The organism is Sulfuritalea sp. (genome assembly GCF_017302275.1).
GTDB lineage: Bacteria > Pseudomonadota > Gammaproteobacteria > Burkholderiales > Rhodocyclaceae > Sulfuritalea.
In genome coordinates this window covers 1-24,037 of record NZ_JAFLDR010000055.1, presented here as the reverse complement: position 1 = coordinate 24,037, position 24,037 = coordinate 1, and the positions used below count along the sequence as shown (strand labels likewise).

At 60.5% G+C, this 24,037-nt stretch carries 24 protein-coding genes; 17 read left to right on the top strand and 7 right to left on the bottom strand.

Annotated elements, in window-relative coordinates; all coding sequences use genetic code 11:
- Positions 1-116: 116 nt before the first annotated feature.
- From J0M27_RS19645 to J0M27_RS19595, 11 genes are all read left to right on the top strand, one after another.
- Positions 117-482: a hypothetical protein gene (locus J0M27_RS19645; protein WP_294995861.1), complete on the top strand. Its 366-nt coding sequence runs from the start codon at positions 117-119 to the stop codon at positions 480-482.
- A gap of 8 nt (positions 483-490) precedes the next feature.
- A complete protein-coding gene (locus J0M27_RS19640) occupies positions 491-1,027 on the top strand; it encodes a S26 family signal peptidase (RefSeq protein WP_294995858.1) in 537 nt (178 codons plus the stop codon).
- 34 nt (positions 1,028-1,061) lie between these two features.
- Positions 1,062-1,670: a type-F conjugative transfer system protein TraW gene (traW, locus tag J0M27_RS19635; RefSeq protein ID WP_294995855.1), complete on the top strand. Its 609-nt coding sequence runs from the start codon at positions 1,062-1,064 to the stop codon at positions 1,668-1,670.
- A complete protein-coding gene (traU, locus tag J0M27_RS19630; RefSeq protein WP_294995852.1) occupies positions 1,667-2,677 on the top strand; it encodes a conjugal transfer pilus assembly protein TraU in 1,011 nt (336 codons plus the stop codon). The genes traW and traU overlap by 4 nt, the downstream gene beginning before the upstream one ends.
- Positions 2,661-3,359: a type-F conjugative transfer system pilin assembly protein TrbC gene (trbC, locus tag J0M27_RS19625; RefSeq protein ID WP_294995849.1), complete on the top strand. Its 699-nt coding sequence runs from the start codon at positions 2,661-2,663 to the stop codon at positions 3,357-3,359. Before traU ends, trbC begins: the two co-directional genes overlap by 17 nt.
- The gene (locus tag J0M27_RS19620; RefSeq protein ID WP_294995846.1) at positions 3,359-4,339 is read left to right on the top strand and encodes a hypothetical protein; all 981 of its coding nucleotides are present in this window, start codon (positions 3,359-3,361) and stop codon (positions 4,337-4,339) included. The genes trbC and J0M27_RS19620 overlap by 1 nt, the downstream gene beginning before the upstream one ends.
- Positions 4,336-5,535, top strand: a complete 1,200-nt coding sequence (locus J0M27_RS19615; protein ID WP_294995844.1) for a conjugal transfer protein TraN — start codon at positions 4,336-4,338, stop codon at positions 5,533-5,535. Before J0M27_RS19620 ends, J0M27_RS19615 begins: the two co-directional genes overlap by 4 nt.
- Entirely contained in the window at positions 5,532-5,903 is a 372-nt protein-coding gene (locus J0M27_RS19610) for a hypothetical protein (RefSeq protein ID WP_294995841.1), read from the top strand. Before J0M27_RS19615 ends, J0M27_RS19610 begins: the two co-directional genes overlap by 4 nt.
- Before the next feature lie 6 nt (positions 5,904-5,909).
- Positions 5,910-6,737 (top strand): conjugal transfer protein TraF, encoded by an 828-nt coding sequence (traF, locus tag J0M27_RS19605; protein ID WP_294995864.1) that lies wholly within the window; start codon positions 5,910-5,912, stop codon positions 6,735-6,737.
- Positions 6,738-6,755: 18 nt separating this feature from the next.
- Positions 6,756-8,201 (top strand): conjugal transfer protein TraH, encoded by a 1,446-nt coding sequence (locus J0M27_RS19600; RefSeq protein WP_294995838.1) that lies wholly within the window; start codon positions 6,756-6,758, stop codon positions 8,199-8,201.
- Positions 8,202-8,269: 68 nt separating this feature from the next.
- Positions 8,270-11,185 carry a conjugal transfer protein TraG N-terminal domain-containing protein gene (locus tag J0M27_RS19595; RefSeq protein WP_294995835.1) on the top strand — a complete coding sequence of 972 codons (2,916 nt, stop codon included), beginning with the start codon at positions 8,270-8,272 and terminating at the stop codon, positions 11,183-11,185.
- A gap of 62 nt (positions 11,186-11,247) precedes the next feature.
- On the opposite strand, the gene J0M27_RS19590 is transcribed toward J0M27_RS19595, so the two are convergent.
- On the bottom strand, positions 11,248-11,517 hold the full coding sequence (locus J0M27_RS19590; protein ID WP_294995832.1) for a hypothetical protein: 270 nt from the start codon (positions 11,515-11,517) through the stop codon (positions 11,248-11,250).
- A gap of 429 nt (positions 11,518-11,946) precedes the next feature.
- Here J0M27_RS19590 and J0M27_RS19585 point away from each other — a divergent pair, with 429 nt between their 5' ends.
- From J0M27_RS19585 to J0M27_RS19560, 6 genes are all read left to right on the top strand, one after another.
- Complete coding sequence (locus J0M27_RS19585; RefSeq protein WP_294995829.1) at positions 11,947-12,822, top strand: hypothetical protein; 876 nt, start codon at positions 11,947-11,949, stop codon at positions 12,820-12,822.
- 192 nt (positions 12,823-13,014) lie between these two features.
- Complete coding sequence (locus tag J0M27_RS19580; protein WP_294995826.1) at positions 13,015-13,557, top strand: gamma-glutamylcyclotransferase family protein; 543 nt, start codon at positions 13,015-13,017, stop codon at positions 13,555-13,557.
- 134 nt (positions 13,558-13,691) lie between these two features.
- Entirely contained in the window at positions 13,692-14,609 is a 918-nt protein-coding gene (locus J0M27_RS19575; RefSeq protein ID WP_294995823.1) for a hypothetical protein, read from the top strand.
- A gap of 276 nt (positions 14,610-14,885) precedes the next feature.
- A complete protein-coding gene (locus J0M27_RS19570; protein WP_294995820.1) occupies positions 14,886-15,494 on the top strand; it encodes a type IV toxin-antitoxin system AbiEi family antitoxin domain-containing protein in 609 nt (202 codons plus the stop codon).
- Complete coding sequence (locus J0M27_RS19565) at positions 15,491-16,357, top strand: nucleotidyl transferase AbiEii/AbiGii toxin family protein (protein WP_294995818.1); 867 nt, start codon at positions 15,491-15,493, stop codon at positions 16,355-16,357. The genes J0M27_RS19570 and J0M27_RS19565 overlap by 4 nt, the downstream gene beginning before the upstream one ends.
- 1,080 nt (positions 16,358-17,437) lie before the next feature.
- On the top strand, positions 17,438-18,304 hold the full coding sequence (locus tag J0M27_RS19560) for a phage integrase N-terminal domain-containing protein (protein ID WP_294995815.1): 867 nt from the start codon (positions 17,438-17,440) through the stop codon (positions 18,302-18,304).
- A gap of 180 nt (positions 18,305-18,484) precedes the next feature.
- Here J0M27_RS19560 and J0M27_RS21435 read toward each other — a convergent pair whose 3' ends face one another.
- The 6 genes from J0M27_RS21435 to J0M27_RS19535 all read right to left on the bottom strand — a co-directional run.
- Positions 18,485-19,609, bottom strand: coding sequence for a hypothetical protein (locus J0M27_RS21435; protein ID WP_365963197.1), 1,125 nt, complete (start codon positions 19,607-19,609; stop codon positions 18,485-18,487).
- A 31-nt stretch (positions 19,610-19,640) separates the two neighbouring features.
- Positions 19,641-21,341, bottom strand: a complete 1,701-nt coding sequence (locus tag J0M27_RS19555; protein ID WP_294995812.1) for a hypothetical protein — start codon at positions 21,339-21,341, stop codon at positions 19,641-19,643.
- Positions 21,342-21,400: 59 nt separating this feature from the next.
- Positions 21,401-22,726, bottom strand: coding sequence for a hypothetical protein (locus tag J0M27_RS19550; RefSeq protein WP_294995811.1), 1,326 nt, complete (start codon positions 22,724-22,726; stop codon positions 21,401-21,403).
- 299 nt (positions 22,727-23,025) lie between these two features.
- Positions 23,026-23,274 carry a hypothetical protein gene (locus tag J0M27_RS19545; protein WP_294995808.1) on the bottom strand — a complete coding sequence of 83 codons (249 nt, stop codon included), beginning with the start codon at positions 23,272-23,274 and terminating at the stop codon, positions 23,026-23,028.
- 38 nt (positions 23,275-23,312) lie between these two features.
- Positions 23,313-23,600, bottom strand: coding sequence for an integration host factor subunit beta (locus J0M27_RS19540; protein ID WP_294995805.1), 288 nt, complete (start codon positions 23,598-23,600; stop codon positions 23,313-23,315).
- A gap of 14 nt (positions 23,601-23,614) precedes the next feature.
- Positions 23,615-24,037 (bottom strand): type II toxin-antitoxin system VapC family toxin (locus tag J0M27_RS19535; protein WP_294995802.1); only part of this gene is annotated, 423 nt, incomplete at its 5' end.

The window sequence follows — 24,037 nt, the reverse complement described above, 5'->3', positions numbered from 1 at the left end:
GGCAGCATGAGCAGGAAACAGGGGCCCCGCTTGCGGGGATGCGACCGGCCGCGAGTGCTGCCAAACCGCCGACCGCACGGTTCCCGATCCATGGATACCCGACCGGAGGCGGTGTCGTGAACCTCAAGACCTCCGCCCTCCTGATTGTCGCCAACGCACTGCTGAGCGCCCTCATCGTCCTCGCCTATGCCCTGTGGTTTGGCCCCGCCGCCGCACCCCGCCTCGCCGTCCTCGATGTCGGTGAGCTGTATCGCCTGAAGGAAACCCAGGTGGCCAAAGTACTGGTGAAGCTCGACGCCACCCACGAAGATCGCGCCCTGGCACTCCAGCGTGCGAGCGCCTTCGGCCTGGAAATGACGAACCTGATCCAGTCGCTGCCGGAAGAGTGCCACTGCCTGATCCTCGCCCGCGGCGCCGTCGTCGGTCCGGCCCCGCTGCTTCCCGATCTGACGCCGGAAGTGCGTCGGCGCCTTGGGCTGTAGGTCGCACGATGCGTACCCTGTTCTACAAACCTATCCTGTTCGAGCGCTTCGATCGCGAATCCTTCCGGCGCCGCTTGAGCCACCATCTGCGCCGCTGGGGCATCGTCTACCTGCTGCTGATCGTGGCTGCCGCTCTGTTCCAGGCGCACTATGCCGTCGGCCTGAATGTCTCGCCCAGCCTGCCGCAGAGATTCTTCCTGATCCACAAGGGTGAGCTGCCGCTGCGTGGGCACTATGTGGCCTTCCGCTGGCCTGGCGGCGGGCCCTACCCGGCGGGCGTCACCTTCGTCAAGATCATCGCTGGCATGGCGGGCGACGCCGTCACGCGCGCGGATCGGGAGTTCTTCGTGAACGGGATGCCGGTCGGGCAGGCGAAGACCACGAGCCGCATGGGCCTGCCGCTCGAACCTGGCCCCACCGGGATACTGCCCGCCGGCCGCTACTACGTGCGGGCGCCGCACCCGGACAGTCTCGATTCGCGCTACCGGCTGACCGACTGGATCTCGGACGCACAGATCATCGGACGGGCCTATGCGCTGTTCTGAGCATTTGTGTCAGCCCCGCCGCCACCCTGGTCGCATGGCACTCGTCGCCATCGCGATGCTGCTGTCGCTCGCTGTTCGTGCGCATGACCTCGGGGTCATCGGTCCGGTGTATCCGATCGCCGAGCCCAGCCTCCTGGAAGTGATCCTCGCCAGGCTGCGCGACGCGGAAGCCAGCGGCGTGCTCGCCCGACTTCAACGAGACGCGCAAGCCCGAGCGAAGCACCAGATCGAGCAGCCCGCTGCCATCGTCAAGCTGACGAAGACCACCAAGGCGCGCAGCTTCTACTACGACCCGAGCATCGTCGTCCCCTACGCCATTCTCGATGCCGATGGCAAGCTGCTGGTCCCACCCGGCACGACGGTCAACCCGCTCGATACAGTGTCGCTCTCGCAGGCGCTGCTCTTCATCGATGCGCGCGACACCGCGCAGGTCAAACGCGCCAGCGGAATTCTTGATGAGCACGGCGGCAAGCTGAAGGTGATTCTGACCGGCGGTTCCTACCTGGATCTGATGCGCCGCTGGAAGCGGCCGGTGTTCTTCGATCAGCAGGGAACGCTGACCGAGAAGCTCGGCATCCGCCACGTGCCGGCGCTCGTCACCCAGGACGGCAAGAGGCTGAAGATCGAGGAGATTCCAGGATGAGGCCCTGTAAGCGTCTCGTCGCGGTTCTTCTGCTGGTTGCCGGCCTTGCCCTGCAAGGATCGGCTACGGCCGGACCGACCTGCCAGGGCCGGTTCATGAACCCCATCACCGACATCTGCTGGAGCTGTGTTTTTCCGCTCACGATCGGCTCGGCATCCCTATTGTCAGACGGGCAAAATGACATCGACAATCCGTCCACGCCGATCTGCTATTGCAATAATCCACCGCGTGTCGGCGTGACGATCGGCTTCTGGGAACCGGTGCGCCTGGTCGATGTGACCCGCACACCGTTCTGCATGGTCGCTCTCGGCGGCATCGCCATCGATCCGGGCATCGAGGTCCCGCGCGGCGCCCAGGTGGGCCACGACAGCCAGACCCGCAACAGCTTCTACCACGTGCATTGGTACACCAATCCGATCCTCTACTGGCTCGAAGTGCTGCTGGATTTCCCGTGTCTGGAGCAGGGTGCGCTCGATCTGGTCTACCTCACCGAAGTCGATCCGCTGTGGGCCGACGACGAGCTGACCGCCATCCTCAACCCGGAAGCCGTGCTCTTCGCCAACGCGCCGGCGAAAGCCGCCTGCGCTGCCGACTGCGTCGCGTCCACCGCCGGACTCGGCATCGCGAGCTTATTCTGGTGCGCCGGCTGTCAGGGCTCGATCTACCCGATGTCGGGCCACGTCGCCGCCCATATCGGCGGCGTGCAGGCCTCCGCTCTGCTCACCCAGCGCATGACCGCCAAGATGCACCGGCAGCTTGCCACCTACGACGGCGCCGGGGCGGCGGGCCTGTGCGGCTACTACATGCAGCCGATCATGGACAAGACCCACTACAAGTTGCAAATGGTCTACCCGGTCCCCAACACCCAGAAGGATGCCGGTCAGTGCTGCCAGCCCTACGGCCGCACGACGATGATCTGGGGCGCCGGCAAGTCATTCCCGGTGACGGGCGAGGATTTCTCGTACCAGATTTTCCGCAAAAGGAACTGCTGTGCTGGCGCGTATTGATCGCATCGCCCTTCGGGCGTTGGCCTGTCTCCTGCCATGCCTTTTGTCCTGCTTTGCGCTGGCACAAACGCCGCAATGGCCTACCGCGCAGGATATCGACCGCGCACTGAAGGCGAACCCCTTCCCCGATGCGGACAGGATCGGCTCGCAGCCGATTCCCCGGCCGCCGCGTGTGGATCCGCAGCGCGGCGCGATCGATATAGAAGCGCTGGCAAGGGGCAAGACCCCTCTGCCGAACGCCGGGGGCTCTTCCGGCGCGGCACCGACACCGCTCAGAATCTTCATCACGCTGGATATGCCACGGGCAAGCCTGCAACTGCTCACCGATCAGGCGGCCCGGGCAGGCGCGGTCCTGGTGCTGCGCGGCCTCAAGTCACAGTCGATGCGACAGACCGTCGCTGTGGTGCAAGAACTGATCGGCAAGCGCCGCGTCGCCTGGGTTATCGATCCCGAAGCCTTCACGCGCTTCGCCGTACGCCAGGCGCCGACTTTCGTGCTCACGCTCAATGATGCTGCCAATGACGCACAGCGCGGCTGCAACGCCGGATGCGCCACGCCTGCCAGCTTCGTCAGTGTGGCCGGCGATGTCAGCCTGGACTACGCGCTGGAAACCATCCAGCGCCGCCAGCCGCAAGCGGCACCGCGTGCCGAGCCCCTCCTCAAGAGGTTGAGGGGATCGTGATGTTCCGACGACTTATCCTCTTCCTCATCGCCGCGCTCGCCATGCACACTTGGCCCGCTCACGCCGACGCATTGTCCGACGCCTTCAACCAGGGCGCCACGCTCGGCCGCAGCGGCAACGCCGCCGCGCGCGGCCAGATCAGCGGGACTACCGCGCAAGCGACGGTGCCGAATTACACTACTGCGCCGCCCGAGGCCTCCTACTTCGGCAGCCCCGGCCTGTCCACACTCTCCTCGGCCCATGTCAGCGCCTGCGCGGGCGCCACCGGGCAAACAGCCAACTTTGCCCAGCAGGGCTGCAATGCAGTGGATTTCTCGCAGACCAATCCGTCGCGGCGACCGACCTACAGCATCGGTCCCAATGACCCGCTGCTGACCCGCGCCAAAACCATCACTGCCGACCCGCAGGCCATCGCCGGAAATCTCGCCGGCACCTACAGCGGCTGCACCGTACAGACGGTGACACGCCCGGACATCTTCGAGACGCTGCTCTGCCACCAGTACCGGACCATGGAGAACACGACATGCGACAAGGTCCTGATCGTCACGCCGATCCAGACGCCCGGCTGCTCGCCGGGGCAGTTCCTGACACGAGTGACCGCGGACCCCTGTCCGGCCTGTATCGACTACCTCGCCTTCGACTTCAGCTGTGGCGCGAACAACTACCTGATGCACGCCTTCACCATCGACAAGGGGAGCGGCGGCGTCTACATGGAGCTCGGCTCGCAATACGTGCCCGGCACGCTGAACACCCAGATCGGCCAGAGTCCAGGACCGTCGCGGATCGATGGCTACTACTGCTACCAGACCTACTACAGCCAGTCGTGCTCCGGCGCCAACTGCTCTATCGGCGCCTGGTTCTACAACCCCTGCCAGGGCACCAGCTACTACGGCGTGAGCACCTTCGCCATGCCCACCACGGTGAGCTTCACCGATACCTGGGACAACCAGTGCGCGGCGCTGGAGGCGCGCGCGCAATGAAGCGGCGCCGCCTCTGCGCGTTCTTCCTCGCCCTCCTCTTCGGCATGGTGTCGTCGGTGCGCGCCGCCGACTGCCAGAAAACCGCCGAATCCTGCGTCGAAGGCGCGGAGACCCGCAACGTCGGAGGCTACCCGGTGCACCGGGACTGTTGGCGCTACCGGTCGCAATTCAGTTGCGTCTCGCAGGCCATGAGCGATGACTGCCAGCCCCTGCGCGACCGCGGTTGCAGTCAGATCGGATCGCGCTGCATCGACACCAACCCGCTGGGCGCCTGCATGCTCCATGAGCAGACTTGGCAATGCCGGGTGGCTAGCGGATCGAGCTCGACCATCACCAACTGTGGCGGTCAGCAGTTCTGCCTCGACGGTCACTGCTTCGATACGGGCCACACACCGGACGCCGACTTCGCCAAGGTGGTCACCGCACTCGAAGTCCAGCGGGAAGCCGGCAAGTACGTGGACCCCACGACCCTGGTGGTGTTCAAGGGTTACGACAACCGTTGCCGCAAGAAGCTCTTCGGCCTGGTCAGCTGCTGCAAGGGGGCTGGCTCGGACGGCTCGCTCTTCAGCAACCTGAACCTGATCCTTGGCGCCGGCGGACAGGTGATGGGCGCCGTGGGATCGAGCTACACCTTCGACGCGCTGTTCGCCTCCGATGCACCGGACCTGGCCATCGCCGGCTTCGAGGCGCTGTTCGGAGTCGGGGGCGGCTCCTCGGCGCTGGCTGGCCTCATGGCCGGCGATGTCTCGGTGGCATCCTTCATTGAGACCCTGGTACCCGGCCCCTGGACCATCGCCATACTGGCGATCCAGCTCTCGGGCATCCTCTCCTGCGAGCAGGCCGAACAGATCCTCGCCATGAAGCGCGACAACCGGCTCTGTCATGGCGTGGGCAGCTACTGCTCGTCACGTCTGCCGATCATTCGTCTCTGCATCGAGACCACCGAATCCTACTGCTGCTTCAACTCGCGTCTGGCCCGCATCCTCAACGAGCAGGGACGCACCCAGTTGGGCCGCGACTGGGGCGGCGCCGAGAGCCCAGACTGCAGCGGCTTCACCGTCGCGCAATTGCAGGCGCTCGACTTCTCCCGGATGAACCTCGCGGAGTTCTACGCCGAGATCGCGCCGACCTTGCCCGACGTGGGCACCCTGCGCTCCCGCGCTCAACAAAAAATCAACGGTTACTTCGGCCCATGAACTATTTGAAGCTCTTTGTCGTCGGCACCCTCGCGGCTCTGGCTCTCGGCCAGCGTGCATCGGCGAATCCGACCGCCCGCCTCCAGGTATCCGACATCAAGCCGCTCCTGATCCGTGCCATCGATCAGGGTTCCGCCCACGGCGTGCTGGTGGGTGAGGCCGCCACCTATGTCCGACAGAAGTTCGAGTCGAGCGCCCCGATCGAGATCGACGTGCGCACGCTGTACGCCCTACCCCAGCCAGGCTGCAGCCGACTCGAAGTGACGACGCGGCAGAAGGACGTACTGGAGAAGGCGCAGCGCGGTGACAAGGAACTCGCCTACCAGGTGAGCTACTGCCGTGATGGGCGTTTTCCGGAGAAGCGGTAGAGCGTGATGCGGATGCTTTTTGCCCTCGCTGCGCTGTCGCTCGTCACGCTGCCGGTCGCCGCCCTGGCCGCCGACGAGAGCACACCCTCCATCAGCATCATCGGCGCTCAGACCGATGTGGAATCGAACGCGACCTACTGGCTGCGCAAGCGCGAGGGATGGTTCTGGTACCGCGACCCGCCCCAGATCCTGCCTCCGCCGAAGGAATCGCCTGCCTCGCCGATCCGCCCGCCGGAGCTGGTCGGCTTCGAGGCGATGCAAAAGCGCCTCGACGACCTGAAGCGCGTCGCCGTCATGAACCCGAGCGATGCGAATCTCCTGGCCTACATGCGCTATCAGCGATTCGTCATGAACAAGTCGGAGCTGTTCGCGCAGAACTGGCAGCGTCTGGTCTGGACGGTACCCGACCTCGACTACGGCCTGACCGGCCGACCGACGAACTCGATGGCCGTCGCCGCCTTCGACGAGCAGCAGCGGGAGCGGCAGGCCCAGACAGTGCGGAATCTCGCCGCAACGCAGGGACTGCTGTTCATATTCAGAAGCGACTGCCCGTACTGCCATCGCCTCGCACCGATACTGAAGCGCTTCGAGCAGGAGTTCGGCATGACAGTCTTCGCCGTGAGCCTCGACGGCCGCGGCCTGCCCGACTATCCGAATCCTCAAGCGGACAACGGTATCGCCGCGCGCTTGAACAGCACGATCGTGCCGGCGCTCTACCTCACGGCGCCGTCGACGCGGCAGATCCGCCCCGTCGGTTTCGGCCTGATGGCGATGACAGAGCTGGTCGAGCGCATCGCCGCCCTTGCGCAGGATCCGCGCCAGGACCCGCTCTAGCGATTGAAAGGACCTTCGATGACCACTCGATCCAAACGCCTCACAGCCTGCCTGCTCGCCATCACGCTGGCGACGGCGCCCACCGCCAGCCAGTCCGCCAATCTCAATGCCGAGATGCAGGCGATGTTCAACGATCTGGGAGCACTGGGCAATGTCACGTCTCCCGGCGCCTTCCGTGGCCAGGCGATGAACCTCTACACGGGCGGCGGCCTCATGGTGCGCGCACCGGGACGCAACTACCCGCTCGTCAACGCCCAGTTGCCGAGCCTGCGGGCCGGTTGCGGCGGTATCGATCTCTTCGGCGGAGCCTTCTCCTTCATCAACAAGGCGCAGTTCGTCGCCCTCCTGCAGAACATCGGCTCCAACGCCATCGGCTACGCCTTCAAGCTCGCTCTCCAGTCGATCTCGCCCGATATCGACAAGCTGCTGACCGAACTGCAGGACCAGATGAACAAGATCAACGCCATGAACATCAACTCCTGCGAGGCGGCGCAATCGCTGGTCAACGGCCTCGTCGGCGAATACGACAATTCGGTGCAAAGCGGCTGCGCCAACATCTCCCAGTACCTGGGCAGCGTCACCGACCGGGTCGATGCCCGGCTCACGTGTGCCACCAACGCTCCGGCGGTGGTCAAGAACGCCGCCAATTCCGGCGATCCGAATATCCGCAATGCCACCTTCGTCAAGGGCAACGTGATCTGGCTGGCGCTGAACCAGGTGGGCGGCACCATCAGCCAGCAGGAGAAGGAACTGATCATGAGCGTGATCGGCAGCGTCATCCTCTACCCGCCGGCGGACGACGGCAGCGGCGCGATGCCGCGCTACATCGAGCCGAGCATCGTCGGCCTGCGTGATCTGCTGCTTGGCAGCGGCGCCTCCGCCACGGAAGGCAACGTCGATATCGAGGTCTACGTCTGCGACGAAGCGGTCGAGTGCCTCAACCCCGTGCGCACCACCGTTTCCGCCAAACCCTTCACGCGCCTGGTGTCGGAGCGGCTGCGCCGCCTATCCGACAACATCGCCACGCGCACGCCGCAAACGCCTGCCGACATCGGCTTCATCAACAACACTACGGAACCGGTCTACAAGATGCTGGCCGTCGCCAACGCGGTCCCCGGCTCCAACACCGCCGAGACCCTGATCGAGACCTACAAGGACGTGATCGCCCTCGACTACGCCGAGACCTTCCTCAGCCGCGCGATCCGCCAGGCATTGAGCGCGCTGTCACAGACCCTGAAGCGTACCGGGGTCGAGCAGCAGTACGTGGAGACCTTGCGCCAGAACGCCCAGGAAGCCCACCGCCAGCTTCTCGCCGAGAAACAGACCGCCTACGCCAAGGTGCGCTCGGTCTCGTCCATGACACAGGACCTGCAAACCCTGGAACGGCAACTCTGGAGTTCGATGCCATCGACGGTGAAAGCGATGCTCGACTTCAGCGCCAATTCGGGCGCACGCGGTTCCTAGCCGACTGACCACGGTGCGAGTCACAGTGCCGGCCACAGTGCTGGCCGTACCGCCCGGCTCAACCATCCATGTTTGAAATCTACGCCTACGGCAACGTCGACACCCTGACCGGGGTGTTCAACGCCATCGCCGCCATCATGGGTGGCGACGACTACTTCGGGCTGGTCAAGACCGTCGCGGTGACCGGGGTGCTGGTCGCGGCCTTCGCCGGATTGTTCACGCCAGGTCGGTTTCACGGCTGGAGCTGGCTGATCGGCTTCATGCTGCTCTACTACGGTCTGTTCCTGCCCAGGGCCGATGTGGTGATCGTGGACAAGCTGGGCAGTCAGTCGCCGGTGGTGGTTGGCAATGTCCCGATCGGTGTGGCCTTCTTCGGCCACTACACGAGCAAGGTGGGCGACGTGATGACGCGGTTCTTCGAGACCGCGTTCCAGGTGATCCCGGCGCCGAATGCACAGCTTCCCAGCGAGCTGGCCTACCAGAAGAACGGGGTGCTGTTCGGCAACCGGCTGATCCAGGCTTCCCGCCGGGCCAACGTCGCCGACCCGCAGCTTCGTACCGACCTGATCGCCTACGTCTATAACTGCACCCTCTACGACCTGCAGGACGGCACCATCGACCCGGCGGCCTTCTCCCAGAGCACCGACATCTGGGCTCTGATGGGAACGCCTAACCCAGGAAGATTTTCTACATATGGCAACCCGGTGCAGGTCGATACGTGCCCCAACGTCTACAACTACGTCGCCAGTCGCCTGCCGGCCGAGGTCGCGCGTGCCCGGGCGATGCTCGCCTTCCAGTTGAATCCCTCGCTGGACCCCACCGCCGCACAAGGCGTGATCGACAGCCAGATCGAACAGGCCTACACCAAGACGAAGATCGCGACCGCCGCCCAGGGTGCGGCCGACCTCCTGCGCCAGAACATCATGATCAACCTGATGCAGGATACGAGCAGCATCGTCGGTCAGAAGATCAACGACCCCGCGTCCATCATGATCGCGACCTCCCGGGCGAACGCCACGGCGTCGATCAACTCCTCGTTCCTGACCATGGGGAAGGTCGCCGAGCAGGCCCTGCCGCTGGTGCGCAACGTGATCGAGGCGATCATCTATGCGGTATTCCCGTTCGTGTTCCTGCTGTTTCTGCTGGCCCAGGGCCGAGGCCTCGGGCTGGCGCTCAAGAGCTTTGTCCTGAGTCTCGTCTGGATCCAGCTCTGGCCGCCGCTCTATGCGATCCTAAACTACGTGGCGACCCTGGCCAGTGCCAAGAACCTCGAAGCCGCAGCGCGCATGGGCGCATCGACCCAGGGCCTGGCCCTCGAAACCGCATCGAGCATCTACCACGGCGCCATCTCCGATCAGGCTGTGGCGGGCTACATGGTGATCTCGATCCCGATCATCGCCACGGCCATTATCAAGGGCGGCGAAGTCGCCTTCCAGGCGGTCACCGGCGTCGGGCCGATGCAGTCGGCCGTGTCGGGAGAGTCCAGCGCGACGAGCAAGGGTAACGTCACCCAAGACTCGGTCTCCATCGACCAGCAGCAACTCGCACCGAACCGGACCTCCGCGTTCATGTCCACCACGAGCAATGCCCACGGCAGCACCATTCAGGGCAGCGGACCGGATGCGGGCGTCTTCCGCTACCAGGCCACCCTGAGCCGCTTGGCCACCACCTTCACATTCGGCGAGCGACAAGCAACCACCCTTTCAGAAAACGCCCGCGAATCGGAAACCCTTGCCAGAACCGAACGCGATTCGATGCAGCGCAGCCAGTCCGCCGCCCTCACCAATGCACTCGGCATCCAGGACAATTTCGACAGCTCACAGCAACGGTCGGGCGCAAGCACTACGTCCGATGGCGGATCCACCTCGACGCAGCTCCAGAAACTCAACTCGGTCGCCCGCGAGGTGAACCGGCGGCTGGGATTGGGGGAAGACTCGATTGTCGGCAAGAGCGTTGCCGCATCAGCCTCCGCAGGAGCAATGATCCCTCTCACCCAGATTGGTTCACAGATCCGGGCAGAGGGTCAGCACGTCGACCAGCAAAAACTCCAGAGCGCCTACGACTATGCGCGCAAGGTTGTCGAGACTTCACAATTGTCGGAAGCCACCGCGCTGGTCAAGGAGTTCCGATCGTCGGATGCCTACCAGTGGGCGCGCGGCAGCCGAACCACCGGCACCTCGGGCTTCGACTCATCGTATCGCGAGGCAGTTGATCATCAATCCGCCAGTGAGAACGCCTATGGTCGGTCAAAGGAACTCACCCGAGCTGCGCAGTTCATGAGCGAGTGGAGCAGCGGTGCCCAGACTGATTTCACCAACTATGCCGCGCGACGACTTTCCGAACGTGGATTGCTTCGCGAGGACGATCCGATCAAGCTGCAGCGCGCCGTCACAGAGATCGCCTTCGGCTACGCAAAAGGTGGTGAAGTAGGCAGTCAGTTCGTCCCCGGCGATAGTCCCTTGGCGCCGAGTAACCCGCTGCCTCAACTCCTCGGCTGGGGCTCATTGACGCTGCGCGATGATTTCAACCCAAGCGATGCGTCCGGGAACGTCGATACTGTACGGGGTCAGGCGGCGACAAACGACGGCGTCGTTCGAAACGACCAGTCCCGGCAACGCGTGGAACCCGGTCAAGGCGTAGGCAATGATCTCGCGGCACGAGTTCGCGTGAAGGAAAGCGGGGCTGCCACGACCATCGATACGCGGAGAAGGGAAGTCTCCCAGGAACAAGGCGCCCTGAGCGAGAACTACAACGCGGCAGTGCAAGTCGACAAGGTAAGCCCGAATCACAGCGGGAACAAAGCAGTTTGGGACACCGTTGGCGCGCAGGCCGATAACCGCGCCAGGCTGGGTACGCCTCCGGAAAGGCCGAGCATCGGCGAGTGGGATCTGAACAAAGACGGCATCCCGGCTACCGGCCCGAAGGCTGGATCAGGGGATGCAGCAGTATCTCCTGATAAGCCTGAGCGATCTCCAAAACCATGAGATGCTGATCGTCTGGTCGACTAACAGGACTTCGACCGGAGGGCAGCAGGAACAGCCGAATTTCAATCGATTGAGCTACCAATCTCCAAGCTGCCACGACCATTGCGAGTAAGGTATCCAGGTGCGTCGTCGTAGTATCGGCTGGCAGGATTCCCTGTGACCATCGGGTCGTTATGTACCCACCCGACAAAGTCCGGATCAATGCCGCGGTTCGTTTCCGCGCTCTCACCATCTGGCACCAACGGCGCCGACAAAGCGGCGCGAATCGTGATGGCCAGATTCGCAAACCAGTCGGTCAGGTATTCACGGAGAGATTTTGGCTCGATGCTCACAACACACTCACAATTGAATCAATTTTATGATGATACGCCTGTCATGACTACGGTCAACGGACTCGGTCGAGACTATCTCTGCCGGGACTTACTCAGTCGGGAATACCCCTCGGGACGAAACATTTGCGGCGCCGCGGGCTCTGAGAAAAGGGCTTTGACAGGGGCGCACCGTGATTCGGCCGAAGTGACATGTATCCGTGAAGGGAACAGCAAGACCGCTCCGCCATACACTTCAGCGCTTCAGCGCGCAGCAGCCCGGCTGCCGCAGGCGGGATCGAAACCGCATGGCCGCGATCCGCGGCGAGGCGCAGGGCGAAGTTCGAGAGCCCAAAGGCGATACGCCGGCACGCCAGAATGGCCAAACCCGCTATAGCGATTGCGACTTCTGTTTCTCGACATTGACTTCGATAACGCCGCGTAGCGACCCTCATGAGTCAACCGAAAACTTACGTGGTCGACCAAGGGTGGATGCGCTGCTCCAAGCTGGCGAATCTTATAGCGGCCGAACCGCAGAGCCGCTTTGTCATTCCCGATGTCGCGATGGTGGAAATGAGCGAGAACGGAAACTGGGAAGGCACCATGCGCCCCTCGCTCTTCAATTTCTACCCTGCGGTGGCACGGACATTCATGTCCATGTCGGTGGGCGAAGGCCTTCAGACCGAACTTCAAACCCACCAGTCGGTCTGGCCAAAACTCTTGCCGGATGAGTTCACGCAATTTCTGCGCTTGCTCATCGAGGAATTCGCCGAGAGCCGCGTTGGGCCGTCCGTGGCGAAGATGCAAGCCGATTTCGCTGGCGTATTCTCCGACCTGAAGGCCAACGATCTGCTTGAATCCCATGCCAAGGCGCGCCTCGCCGGGCTCGTGGAGCCCTGGCTGAAGGGCCTCAAGAAGCCGGTATTGAGCATCCTCCGACGTGACCCCGTCGATGATCGATTCCGCTTGACTCTGATACAGGTCAACGCACGCCTGTTCAGTGAGCAGATCGCGAGGGAAAGCGGAATGTCCGACGAGGCCGCGACGGCATTTCTGGATACGCAGCCACTGGTGCTCCGCTACCTCTATGCCTACACGCGGCACGCGCTTTGGTGGGCCGCGCAAAGCGGCTGGCAGAACCTGGATTCGGCCAAAGCGCTGAATCATTCTCTCGACCAGGACTACATCGTCATCGCGTCATTCTTCGACGAGTTGCTCACAAAGGACGGCGACGCCAAAGATGCCTACTACGATCTGAAGACCATGTTGTCCACACCTCTGAGCGACGCGGTGGAATACTGCAATTCGGTCCTCGGTTCGCAAGGATGATATAGAGTAGGTATTTCTTATACGCAAGCGCACACGGGCGCCACTCGTCAATGGGTTCAGTGCGCACCATAGCGGTTGCTGGCAACGAAATCGTTGCAAGCTAAGTGTGTCCAGGTCAACCTTGGTAAGACCTCGGTAACAGCCTTTGTCCGATATTTGTGTAACTTTCTTGATCTCAACGAATGGGAAACTATGGCCCTCGCACGGTTCATTTCTCTTGCGTATGGCTCGAACCTGCATCCATACAGGTTGACGCAGCGCGTGCACTCGGCCACACCGATTGGAGTAGTACCGGTGCCAGGCAAGCGACTCGCCTTTCACAAGAAAAGCGACGACGGTTCCGGCAAGTGCCTGTTTTATGAACCGGGCGGCACCGAAGACTTGATGTACGGCGTCGCCTATGAGATCGACATGGCCGAAAAGCCGATCCTTGACGATCTGGAAGGGCTAGACAAGGGCTACAACGAGCAACAGGTTTCGTTCTCCCTGAACGGCGTCACACACCACGCACTCGTGTACGTTGCCGCCTCGACGCACATCGACCCCACGCTTGTCCCTTACACCTGGTACAAGGACATGGTCGTACTCGGTGCCCGGTATCACCGGCTGCCCGCCGACTACATTGCGAAGATCGAAGCCGTCGTCGCCGTTCCCGACCCCAATCCGAAGCGTACCGCCAACAGAGCGGCAATCGTCGAGAACATGCGTGCCATCAACGCGTCCCAAGGGGTCTGATTGCAATGGACGAGAACCCTCTGCTCCTGCCACCGTCTCTGCCTCGGCGGAGGGCGCACGACGTTCGCGAGCTCCCTCAGCGGATTCTGCAAACCTACGCTCGCCTCTGGCAGCTGGAATCCTGGCTCCGGCGAATGGTGTACCTGGAATTGCGGGCAAAGCTCGGCGATGGCTGGACGAGCAAGGTCAAGGTCGATAAGGCGGAATTCCCGCAGAAGGAAGACAAAGCCCTCGTTCACATGCCAACTCCGGAGGAAGACCCGCTCAGCTACGTCCAGCTTTCCGAGGTCCTCCGCATCATTTCGGAAAACCGCCTTCTCTTCGATCCAGTCCTGCCGCCGCAGAAGGTTTGGGAAGGCCGCATGGCGGAAGTTTCCCAGGTCCGACACCGCGTCGCACATTTCCGTCAGGGAAACGAGCGAGATCTGGACCGTGTCGTGCACCTGCTGCGTGACCTGGACAAGGGATTCTGGAAGTTCATCACGTCATATAACGACCAGCGCCACGTCCTGCCGCAGGTTGGCGACTCGGTCTTCGCGCATTTCCTACCACTCGACCTGCTTCCCTTCGTCGAAGTCGCACCACGCGAGTGGGCACAGGTGGGCTCCATCCCGCATGACGCCTGGTTCGGCGTATCAGTTGCCGCAACCGTCCGGCCTTGGGCGAAATGGACGGAACCCGTGGCTGGCAAGGAGGGCATCTTTTACGATGCCACCATCTACCTTCGCGGAAGCCGGCGCCGGCACTTTGATTACCAGAATTGGCTGGAGAACACGCGCCGGCTGCACCAGCACGTCGCACATATCTGCCTCGATGATCGCGCGGACAGCATCCGCGTGACGATCCCCGCAATCCTCGGCGAACAACGGGTGATCGAAGTCTTCGAAAACATGATCGACAAGGCACGATCCAGCGCCCGTCCTGGCGAATGGGCTAGCTACAAGGGCACGGTCAAGAATGTTGCCGACGAATGGCCCGAATACGTCTTGGAGCCGCAGCACCCCCTGACGCTGCTAACCCGAGACGTGTCCTGCTCGATTTTCGAGGCCTGACCGCGCTGCGGGTCGGTGTTACCCACCGCGTCGCCCGATCCTTGCGTGAGAGGCGCCGTCAGTCCGCCACTGTGGATGACGCCCTGTTCGACGCGATCCGATTCTCGGTCAAATCTCGAATTTGTCGATTGCACCGAGAAGCGCGCTGTCGGCGTCCTCGATTGCTGTCCAGTATCAGCAACAGACTTCGCGACTGACCGTGGTGCAGAGGATAGGCGTTCCAATATTTCGTTATTACTTTACTAATAACGCTTATAAGGAACATAATGTCGCACCATGTCTATCCAGCCACACCACACTGATCGGCTCCTGCTGCTCGCCCAGCAGAAGGGCCTGCTGCGCCCCAGCGATCTTGCTGAGCTAGGCATTCCCCGGGTTTACCTCACCCGCCTCACCGCCAGCGGCAAACTCGCCAGAGCCGCCCGCGGTGTCTACCGGCCGGCCGATGCATCCCTCTCGGAAAACGAAAGCCTGGCCATCGTGGCGGCACGGGCGCCGCAAGCCGTTTTCTGCCTCCTCACCGCCCTGCAGTTCCACGGGCTGACCACACAGCTTCCCCGGCAGGTCTGGATCGCCCTGCCCCAGGGAAGCCATGCCCCAAAGATGGATTACCCCCCAGTCAAGTTCATCCAGTACAGCGGCGACGCGTTCACGCAAGGCATCGAAACGCACCGCATCGACCAGGTCGATATCCGGGTCTACAGCGCCGCCAAGACGGTGGCGGATTGCTTCAAGCATCGAAACAAGATCGGGCTCGACGTGGCGCTGGAGGCGCTGAAGGATGCCCGCTCGCAAAAGAAAGCCTCCGCCGACGACCTCTGGCGTTACGCCAAGATCTGTCGCGTCGCCAATGTCATGCGCCCTTACCTCGAAGCCACCGAATGACCAAAAACCTCGCCGCATCGGTACGAGCACGCCTGCTGAACATCGCCAAGTCCGAAGGGTCGAACTTCAACCAGGTTCTGGTCCGCTATGCCCTGGAGCGATTCCTGTACCGCTTGAGCCAATCTCCGCACGCGGACCGCTTTCTTCTCAAAGGCGCCCTGCTTTTCACCCTCTGGTATGACATGCCGCACCGGCCGACACGGGACGCCGACCTGCTCGGCTTCGGGCCGAGCGACCTGCAATCGATCAGCCAGACATTCCGTGATATCGCCTCCATCACGGTCAATGACGGCATCACCTTCGATCCCGAAAGCGTCATTGCCGAAGACATCCGCAAGGAGGCAGGTTACGCAGGCGCCCGGGTCGTGATTACCGGCGAACTCGCCAAGGCGCGCTGCAAAACCCAAATCGACATCGGCTTCGGTGACGCGGTCACTCCAGGCCCGGTTCAGTCCGAGTACCCCGTCCTACTTGACGACTTTCCCGCACCACGCTTGCGGACCTACCCGGTCTATACCGTCATCTCGGAAAAGCTGCACGCCATCGCCCTGCTCGGCATGACCAACAGCCGGGTCAAGGACTACCTCGACCTCTGGGTAATGCTGGATCGCGAATCGCTGAACATGAACACCCTGGCGCAAGCTATCTCGGCAACATTCACGCGGCGCGGCATGGCGGTACCCACGGACTTGCCGATGGGGCTTTCCGATGAATTTGTAGCCGATCCGTCGAGACAAGCCCTGTGGGCAGCGTTCGTGAGAAAGAATGACCTCGCGATGATTCCACTTGCCGATGTGGTCACCAGAATCCGCTCCGCGCTTGAGCCGGTGATGGATCTTGCGGCACGCACACCGAATCCCTGACGCGGCCAGAGAAGGCCTTATCCACGGTCGCGCGTGGAGGCGCCTATCACGCACGGAACGCGCGGCGGTGGGTAAGCCACCTGGGGCAACCATTCATCCGCAACGTCGTTAGCAATGCTGACAGACCAGGTTCTATCAACACGGAACTTGTGCGATGAGCCGTTGGTCATAGCCAGAGCGCTCGGGCATTGCATGCCGTTATGCGTTTGCGATGCCACACCAGACGGACAATGAACAACGCCTTACGCTGGCTGAGTCAGCCCGGTTGATGGCCGTTATCCCATCGCCCTTGCTCGCATCGTCGAGCGTCGAAGCCGGCCTCATCTCCTGAAAGCCGCTGGCCACAAGGCCAGGAGATATACGTCAGTCGCAGCAAACGTTCTCTCAGCAAGCACCCGTCTGCCGCAGTTCACAGCGGCACGGTCCACAGGCGTCTCCCGCCAATGCGAGCGACAGCCCGATTCCCCTGCCCCAGCGGCATGCCTCGCTACATCAAGTCGAGTACCGCGTCGGTTCACGTCCTGTGACACGCAAGCCACAGCGGCAGCCAACACGACTGCTGCGGCAATGACAGCCGCGCCAAGCGGCAGCACCCCTGCGCCAATCGCGTCGTCACTACCGCGGCGACAGCCGGTAGTGACGACGCGCACCATGCCCCAGCCGACAAGGACTGATCGGTGGCTGGCGCAAGTGACGACCCCAAGTGATGGGCTCCCTGACCCATCGTCATGCTGGACCGCGCAATACGGTCCTTCTACCTTCCCGCTCCCAGCGGGCTCAGTCCAAAGCCGCGCCGCAAAGGCGCACCTCCGAGTCCTGGGTCAAGGGCTTATCTCGATGGATCGGCTTCCAACAGGAAGCGCCATCGACGCCAATGCCGCGTGCCGCGGTGGCAAGCAGCAAAGCAAACGGCATGAAACGGGAGTGGTGTCCCGGGTCCCTCGAAACTCCCGACACGCTTAGGCGTTCGGGACGGACAGAAACACTTACCGGACAGGCTTCACACACCAGCAGCAGAGCAAAGGGCAGGAACAAAGGGGCAGCAAATGGAGAAAAGGGATTGAACCTGGCGAGGAATGTATGCGGGACCTGAACTACGAATTGAAACAGCTCTGTAATCGGAACCGCGACGGCAGCTATGCGACCCAGCACGACCGCGAGCGCGTGCTCGACCAGATCGCCGACCAACTCCAGGAACTGGGCTTTCGGCATATGGTTGTCGCCGGCCTGAAACCGAAGCACGTCGATGGATTGGTCGAGCGATGGAAAGCTGACGGTCTGGCTGTCGGCACGATCAAGAATCGGATGGCGGAGCTTCGCTGGTGGGCCGAGAAGATCGGCAAGCAAAACGTCGTCGCGAAGGACAACGACCACTATGGCATCGGTCACCGACAGTACGTCACCAACGTCAGCAAGGCGCGCGAGCTTACGGCCGGCGACCTGGCGAAGATCACCGACCCGTACACGCGGATGTCACTGCAGCTACAGGCGGCATTCGGATTACGGCGCGGGGAATCGATCAAGATCCGGCCTGAGTGGGCGGATCGTGGCGACACGCTTGTTCTGAAGGACACCTGGACCAAGGGCGGCCGCGAGCGGGAAATCCCGATCCGCAATGAAAATCAGCGCCGGGTGCTCGACGAGGCGAAGCGCTTCGCCGGCAGGGGCAGCCTCATTCCGGCTGATAAGCGCTACGTGGAGCAGCTCCGACGCTTCGAGTACCAGTGCGCCAAGGCCGGCAGCCACCGGGTGCACGGCCACCGCCACCAGTACGCGCAGACTCGGTACCAAGAAATCACCGGGTGGGCTGCGCCAGCCGCCGGCGGTCCGCGCTCCAAGGAATTGATGGCCGCGCAAAAGCAGATTGACCGGGAGGCACGACTCACGATCAGTCGGGAACTGGGGCATGAGCGCGAGCAGATTACTGCGATTTACGTAGGCAGATGATCTGCCTCGTCGAAGGCGATGTTCTTGCGAAGTCACATGGCTGTTAACACTGCTGACGCTGCGTATCGCGGCGCCCAACCACCGCGTCAGCGGTCTTGTTCAACAGCAACTAGACTCAATACAAGTCGTCCACCTCGCTGTCGAAGCACTGCAATCAAGAATTCATCGAAGGTGATGCAATCAGTATGTCATATCTTCGTTTCTATACGCGCGTTGCAGGAAGATTCGTGTCAACGTCGCGGCCGCTACCGACGCAGGCACGTGCCAGCCGTCGTTCTTGTGCTTATCGGCATAGTCGGTTATCCCGCGAATTATCATCCATGGAACGCGGCAGTGCTCACAGGCTGAGGCAAACCCGCTACCTTCCATTTCCACTGCATATACTTCGTCGTTGTCACGCGCAATTCTTGGTAGTCTGCCATTTGCGAGTACTTTCTCGCCTACAACAATATCAGCCCGATGAAGACTAGGCTTGGTCGTCCAAGCGGTGTCGTTGATTGCTTTGTCTGGAGCGGACGTCCTGTATGTTTGGAGAACACTGCGGTAGCTATCTTGCCACTGTTCGCCTGGCACAAGATTTAGGATGTACTGTTTGATTTCGTCCGGGGGTCTATAGTCCTGCGGTCGTTGGACTACGTACTCACTTAGGCCGAGATACCGAAGTTTGGATTTACCCCCTTCAATATCATGTACCTGGAGTGACGCCACGACGTCCCCGAGGCGCACCTTCTCCCGCCTGCCACCGGCAATTCCGACCAAGATACAAGCGCCAAGGTTGAAGTTCTCAAAAATGTCTCTACATGCGTTAATGCACGGTCCGTTTCTCGGCTGACCGATCATGGTTACGTAGACACTCAGATCGCTTTGGTGTTGCCTTGTTACCTTTTTGGCGTAGAAGTCGCGGCCGCGAATAGTCTGGCTCGGAGGGTCCTGCGGATCTATTCCAAAAGCGCGTAAGACGGCCTCATATTCCTCGGGGATGACGGTAACAACGCAAACATCTGCGTGCACTCGATGGGTGTGAGGTGGCGGTACCGGATCGTCATTGACTTGGGGTCTGCCTTTCGTGGGAGCGTCCGACCGAATTGCAATGCGGTTGCGTACAACGTCTGGTAGCCTTGGATGATGTGTCTTGTCCCAAAGACTGTGTTGAATATCGACGTGCAGTGTTGTCGACTTCGAGGCCAAATCAGCGCAAAGATACCGTCTCAGAGCCTCTCGCTGCTCGGGTTTCCACCCCAAACCATTCAACCGCTCAAACGTGCATGCCAATACGCCACACGCGTCCTCTAGCGGCTCCTGCATCTCGACTCCTGGTGGAATGATAGCAAACATGCTACTGAGCTAGGTCAGGGTCGAGATCATATAGAGACAGGTGAGGGTAGGCGGTCCTCCGATCCGATGCCGACTGGAAGTCGACAAAGCAGAAATAGCACCACACCTCGAGAGCAAATGCGCGGGCAATTCGCTCCAGTCTCGAACGCGTTCCCCCGGACCTATTGAATTCATCCATCAAAACTATTCGGATCCCACCTCGCCGCTCCAACGAGGCCAATTCCGTGACCCAACGAGCATTATTGCGTTCTTGGTCAGCAACGACCGATGCTCGCCACTTCATCATTTCCCCGTTTTGTTCAGGCAACTGAGAGCGAAGCAATTCTTGCGGAACTTCGATGGTCGTATACGAGTACAAGCTCGACAATGATGCCGCAAGTGCTCGTGCGCCATCTTCACCAGGATGCAAAATGATCGGGTCAGCGGGAAGCTGACCAATAGCTCGGAGCATTGTATTTATCTTGAGCGCTAAGTAAGGACTGTTGTTCTTGAGGACCGAGAGTAGATCGGGCACCTGACCGATCGAAGGTCTGGTATCGGGAACGTCAGCCTCCGGCTTAGTCCCTGCTTCCAGAAACATCGTCCAAAGATTGTAGGAAGTTAGCTTGAGGTACCGGCCATCACTATCAGGCATAGTTGCATCAAGGTTCATTCGACATGCAGGGCAGTTCCCCGAAGTCATTGGCGAACGATTGGCCCGAAGTAAGTAAGAAATCTCGTATCGAGTGCCCCGAACATCAATATGCACTGCGCCCAAGTCGCTAGCTGCCTGGTCAGTTGTGATTACTGACAGAATGCTGATCCGAGCAGTGGGATTGCGGCTCAGGATAGCGTCCAACAGTCTCTTGACTGTTCGCAGGGTATCGATCAACGGAACGACCAACACGCAGTTCCTCGGCACCAAAAGCGGTACATTCGGCGTCTTGTCAAGTACATCAACGTCAATGGTTTCAACGCGAGCCGTATGGCTTACGGCCATTACCGCATCATAGAGCCAGCGGGACTCAGGGCAGTGATAGAGGATGGTAGGCAATCCGTCCTCAACCTTTGCACCTACGACATATTGCCCAATCAGTTCAATCAGCTCCTTTTGACAGAACCGCCCATCGAAGAAGAATGGTAGGCAGTGGTCGTGAGTTCCGTCAGGCCTCATCCTCTTGAAATGCCCTGGCTGCCGAATCATCTTCTGACCAAGCCGCGACTTCGTGTCTTGGCGAATCCTCTTGAGCGCCCCTGAATACTCGCCTTGACTAACTGATTGGAGAGCCCTCCATGAACCAGCAACGGCCCCATCGTCAGCAATTAGACCTATCCGCCCATCATCCAAATATGGCCTAAGGGCCCGCATCGCGATATCAGTCTCAACCAATATGACGGGCATAAGCAACACGACCGGGATCGTTCCTTCAGCCTGGCAATACACTTCCTTACCGAGAAAATCGAGCAGGCCGCCAAGAATGTGGTGATCTGGCAGGAGTCGATACGGTGGATTGGTTAGGTCGACAATGAGGCAATCGACCTTTGAATTCGTTCTAACGAAGCCGAGACTTAACGCTTCGCTGACTTGATCACTGCGCGAACAGCGCTGATGATCGAGCGGCGTAGTAACCGTGGGAAACTGGATGACTGGTTGCCCTTCCTGCCCTTCCGAGGCAGGAAACAAGAGCGCCGCCACGCGGCCGTAGAACTCCTTCTCGCCCAATGTCAACACCTCAGCAGTGACACGGTAGAGGCGTAACGGAAGTACAGATATGGTTGGCACTACTGAGCACCCAACGGCAGTCGAACAGTGACCATATTTCCCAGAAATGAGGGAATGGCGGCGGGAAAGCGCTGGATCTTGACGGAATATTTCGTTGCCTCAGACATACCATCTGTATGCCTACCCTTGACACGCTTGGCTTTGACATTCATGAAGAAGCGATCAGTTCTAAACGCCACGCTTCCGCCAAACATATCAATAGCTGTGCTGATCAAAACAAACAGGCCCATCCCGGGCTCACCTAGACCAGCATCGGTCTCACCTGATTCTCCCAAAAGCGAGTGATGCCCAACGCCGTCGATATTGCAGGTAGTTCCAGGATATAGGGTGGCAAGCAAGAGTCGCTCTTCATCTTGTGAGGACACCGGCGTATCGCATGACTTAACCACCTCGGGCGGACTCCTGTTACCCTCTTCGTCAACTTTCGTCAATTCGAAATCCGTGTCGAAGTGCTTTGGATACGGGCGTCTGATATTCCGCTTTGAATCAATTGCATTTGCTATCGTCCGGAGCATGCTCTTTCCGTCGTCCCAGAAGACTATGGTGAAGAACTGCTTGGCCTTGCTCTGCGTGTCAAGGTGTGAACTCGTCTGAACTACTCGAGCGCCCGGATGGCGAACAGCGTTGGTTATTGCTTCATAGAAAACGCGACTTGCCAGATAAACATCAGACGTTCCCGCTGCACTATTTCTTGCGGACGACTGTCTGGGCCCTTGCAAGTTTCGGTTCAATACTGCGCGCACCGCATCAATATCCCAAGCCTCATACGCGTCAATAACGAGTCGCTTTGCTTCAAGATACTTTTCGATATCCCAAGTTGCGAATTCAAAGAATCGGTGAGCATCTCGCGTGAATGTCACCGGCCCTGATGGGAGGTCGTAAGTCTCCTCTGTCCTTGCATACGGGTTGACTTCCAAATCGCCGCCGTTTCCTTGAAAGTACTGGTGGTCACTTTCAACGACGAAGTCCTCGAACTTAATTTTCGCCGCAAGGCGTATTGCAGCAGGGTAGTTCCATCGGCGTAGCATCGAACGAGCAGGAAAACCATCTAACCCTGCAGGTAACTTCAGTCGAGTCTCAAGATTTGCCTTCTTCCGCCGGCAAACAAGCGCAGTCACGTACTGCAGACTCGCAATCTCGATATAGGTGCTTTCGGAAAAATCCAGTGTGAGGCTAGATGGCTCGCTACAGCACTCCGAGAGAATCTTGTTGACGCAAGTTTCGACTGCCAATACGGTGGCGATACCAGGCATCACCGCAAAAGCGGGTATCCTTTGCTCGCCGTGTTTCGGCTCATTTGCCATCAACTCATCTGGCGTTTGCATTGCGACCTCGACAATCTCTTGGATCTAGCCAGCCCGCCTATAACCAGTAACGCTAGGGCCTATTTCGCGTACGGTAGATTTTCCAACTCAGTCTGCTCGACGCAGACTGAGCCGTAACCTACTGAAACTGCTAATTATCGCATATCCATTCCAAATGGTGGACTGGGAGGAGCGCTTGCAGAATGGAGATCAGCATGTGGAGCTCAACATAAGGCCGAGCTGTTGCCCGACAGGCCTTGGACCACGTACGTCAGCAATGTGATCAGCAACCGGCTGCACGGAGCATCCAAACTACCCGGTCAAACAAACGGGTACGCCTTACCTGCCTTGACCAGTTGGAGCAGGAGTTGTTCTGCCAGGGCTTCAGGCTCCGTAGTACCAACCTGTTTGCACTTGCCCCCGAGGCCGGTGGAGACAGTGAGGATCCTTCCGGCTACCCAGTAGGTACCTTTATGTGTCTTGCCGACGGTCTCGCAGGTGATCGTGTAGCGGGGTAGCGGCTTTACGTCCATGCGGCGAATATGAGCAATATGTTCAATGCTCCGCATCGCGATTTCGAAGTAATTCTGGCTGGCATGCCCGAACCCTATACCCCGGTTGCGTTCACGCCCTCCCGCATCTCTTTTCCCGCCTTGAAATAGGGAACGTGCTTTCCCGGAACCTGAACCTTTTCACCCGACTTCGGATTGCGCCCCACCCGTGGTTGCCGGTAGCTCAGGCTGAAACTGCCGAAGCCGCGGATCTCAACGCGACTGTTGGCCACCAGACTGCTTGTAATGGCCTCAAGAATCACGTCGACCACGGACTTGGCGTCGTCATGAGTAAGCGTTGGAATGCGGGAATGCAGCCGGTCAACCAGTTCGGATCGGGTCATGAGTTGAGAAACAGTCAGATTATCTGGCCTACCGCCAATCCGCTCGCTTTCGCGTTCTTCGCCAGCGTCTCGTCTGCCGTCGCAATCCCGCTGGCGCCTGCTTCCAACGCCATCGCCAGGTGCAAGGCATCACCGGAGCGCAAGCCACTTGCCGCATGCCGCGCCATCCCGGCGGCCTCTGCAAACGCTTTCCGACTCACCGGCAACAAACGCAACCCAGACTTGCAGAAAGCGTCAAAGTCCTTCCACGCCGCCTGCGCCTGCCTGGCACTGATCTCCCCTTTTCGAACCTTGATGGACAAGGCGCTCGAAAACTCCGTCACTATCCAGTCGGACGATACCAAGGGGTCGGTGCAGGACTCAAACCAGACATCGATTGCGGAGCTCGCCGGTTCCGGGACGAACATGGGAACCGCCGCGCTGGTGTCAAGGTAGAT

Bases quoted from the DNA above. Each gene is read 5' to 3' on its own strand.
- J0M27_RS19640 (WP_294995858.1), top strand. From the start codon at position 491: ATGCGTACCCTGTTCTACAAACCTATCCTGTTCGAGCGCTTCGATCGC.
- traW (WP_294995855.1), top strand. From the start codon at position 1,062: ATGGCACTCGTCGCCATCGCGATGCTGCTGTCGCTCGCTGTTCGTGCG.
- traU (WP_294995852.1), top strand. From the start codon at position 1,667: ATGAGGCCCTGTAAGCGTCTCGTCGCGGTTCTTCTGCTGGTTGCCGGC.
- J0M27_RS19620 (WP_294995846.1), top strand. From the start codon at position 3,359: ATGTTCCGACGACTTATCCTCTTCCTCATCGCCGCGCTCGCCATGCAC.
- J0M27_RS19615 (WP_294995844.1), top strand. From the start codon at position 4,336: ATGAAGCGGCGCCGCCTCTGCGCGTTCTTCCTCGCCCTCCTCTTCGGC.
- J0M27_RS19610 (WP_294995841.1), top strand. From the start codon at position 5,532: ATGAACTATTTGAAGCTCTTTGTCGTCGGCACCCTCGCGGCTCTGGCT.
- traF (WP_294995864.1), top strand. From the start codon at position 5,910: ATGCGGATGCTTTTTGCCCTCGCTGCGCTGTCGCTCGTCACGCTGCCG.
- J0M27_RS19600 (WP_294995838.1), top strand. From the start codon at position 6,756: ATGACCACTCGATCCAAACGCCTCACAGCCTGCCTGCTCGCCATCACG.
- J0M27_RS19595 (WP_294995835.1), top strand. From the start codon at position 8,270: ATGTTTGAAATCTACGCCTACGGCAACGTCGACACCCTGACCGGGGTG.
- J0M27_RS19585 (WP_294995829.1), top strand. From the start codon at position 11,947: ATGAGTCAACCGAAAACTTACGTGGTCGACCAAGGGTGGATGCGCTGC.
- J0M27_RS19580 (WP_294995826.1), top strand. From the start codon at position 13,015: ATGGCCCTCGCACGGTTCATTTCTCTTGCGTATGGCTCGAACCTGCAT.
- J0M27_RS19575 (WP_294995823.1), top strand. From the start codon at position 13,692: ATGGTGTACCTGGAATTGCGGGCAAAGCTCGGCGATGGCTGGACGAGC.
- J0M27_RS19570 (WP_294995820.1), top strand. From the start codon at position 14,886: ATGTCTATCCAGCCACACCACACTGATCGGCTCCTGCTGCTCGCCCAG.
- J0M27_RS19565 (WP_294995818.1), top strand. From the start codon at position 15,491: ATGACCAAAAACCTCGCCGCATCGGTACGAGCACGCCTGCTGAACATC.
- J0M27_RS19560 (WP_294995815.1), top strand. From the start codon at position 17,438: ATGCGGGACCTGAACTACGAATTGAAACAGCTCTGTAATCGGAACCGC.
- J0M27_RS21435 (WP_365963197.1), bottom strand. From the start codon at position 19,609: ATGCAGGAGCCGCTAGAGGACGCGTGTGGCGTATTGGCATGCACGTTT.
- J0M27_RS19550 (WP_294995811.1), bottom strand. From the start codon at position 22,726: ATGCAAACGCCAGATGAGTTGATGGCAAATGAGCCGAAACACGGCGAG.
- J0M27_RS19545 (WP_294995808.1), bottom strand. From the start codon at position 23,274: ATGCGGAGCATTGAACATATTGCTCATATTCGCCGCATGGACGTAAAG.
- J0M27_RS19540 (WP_294995805.1), bottom strand. From the start codon at position 23,600: ATGACCCGATCCGAACTGGTTGACCGGCTGCATTCCCGCATTCCAACG.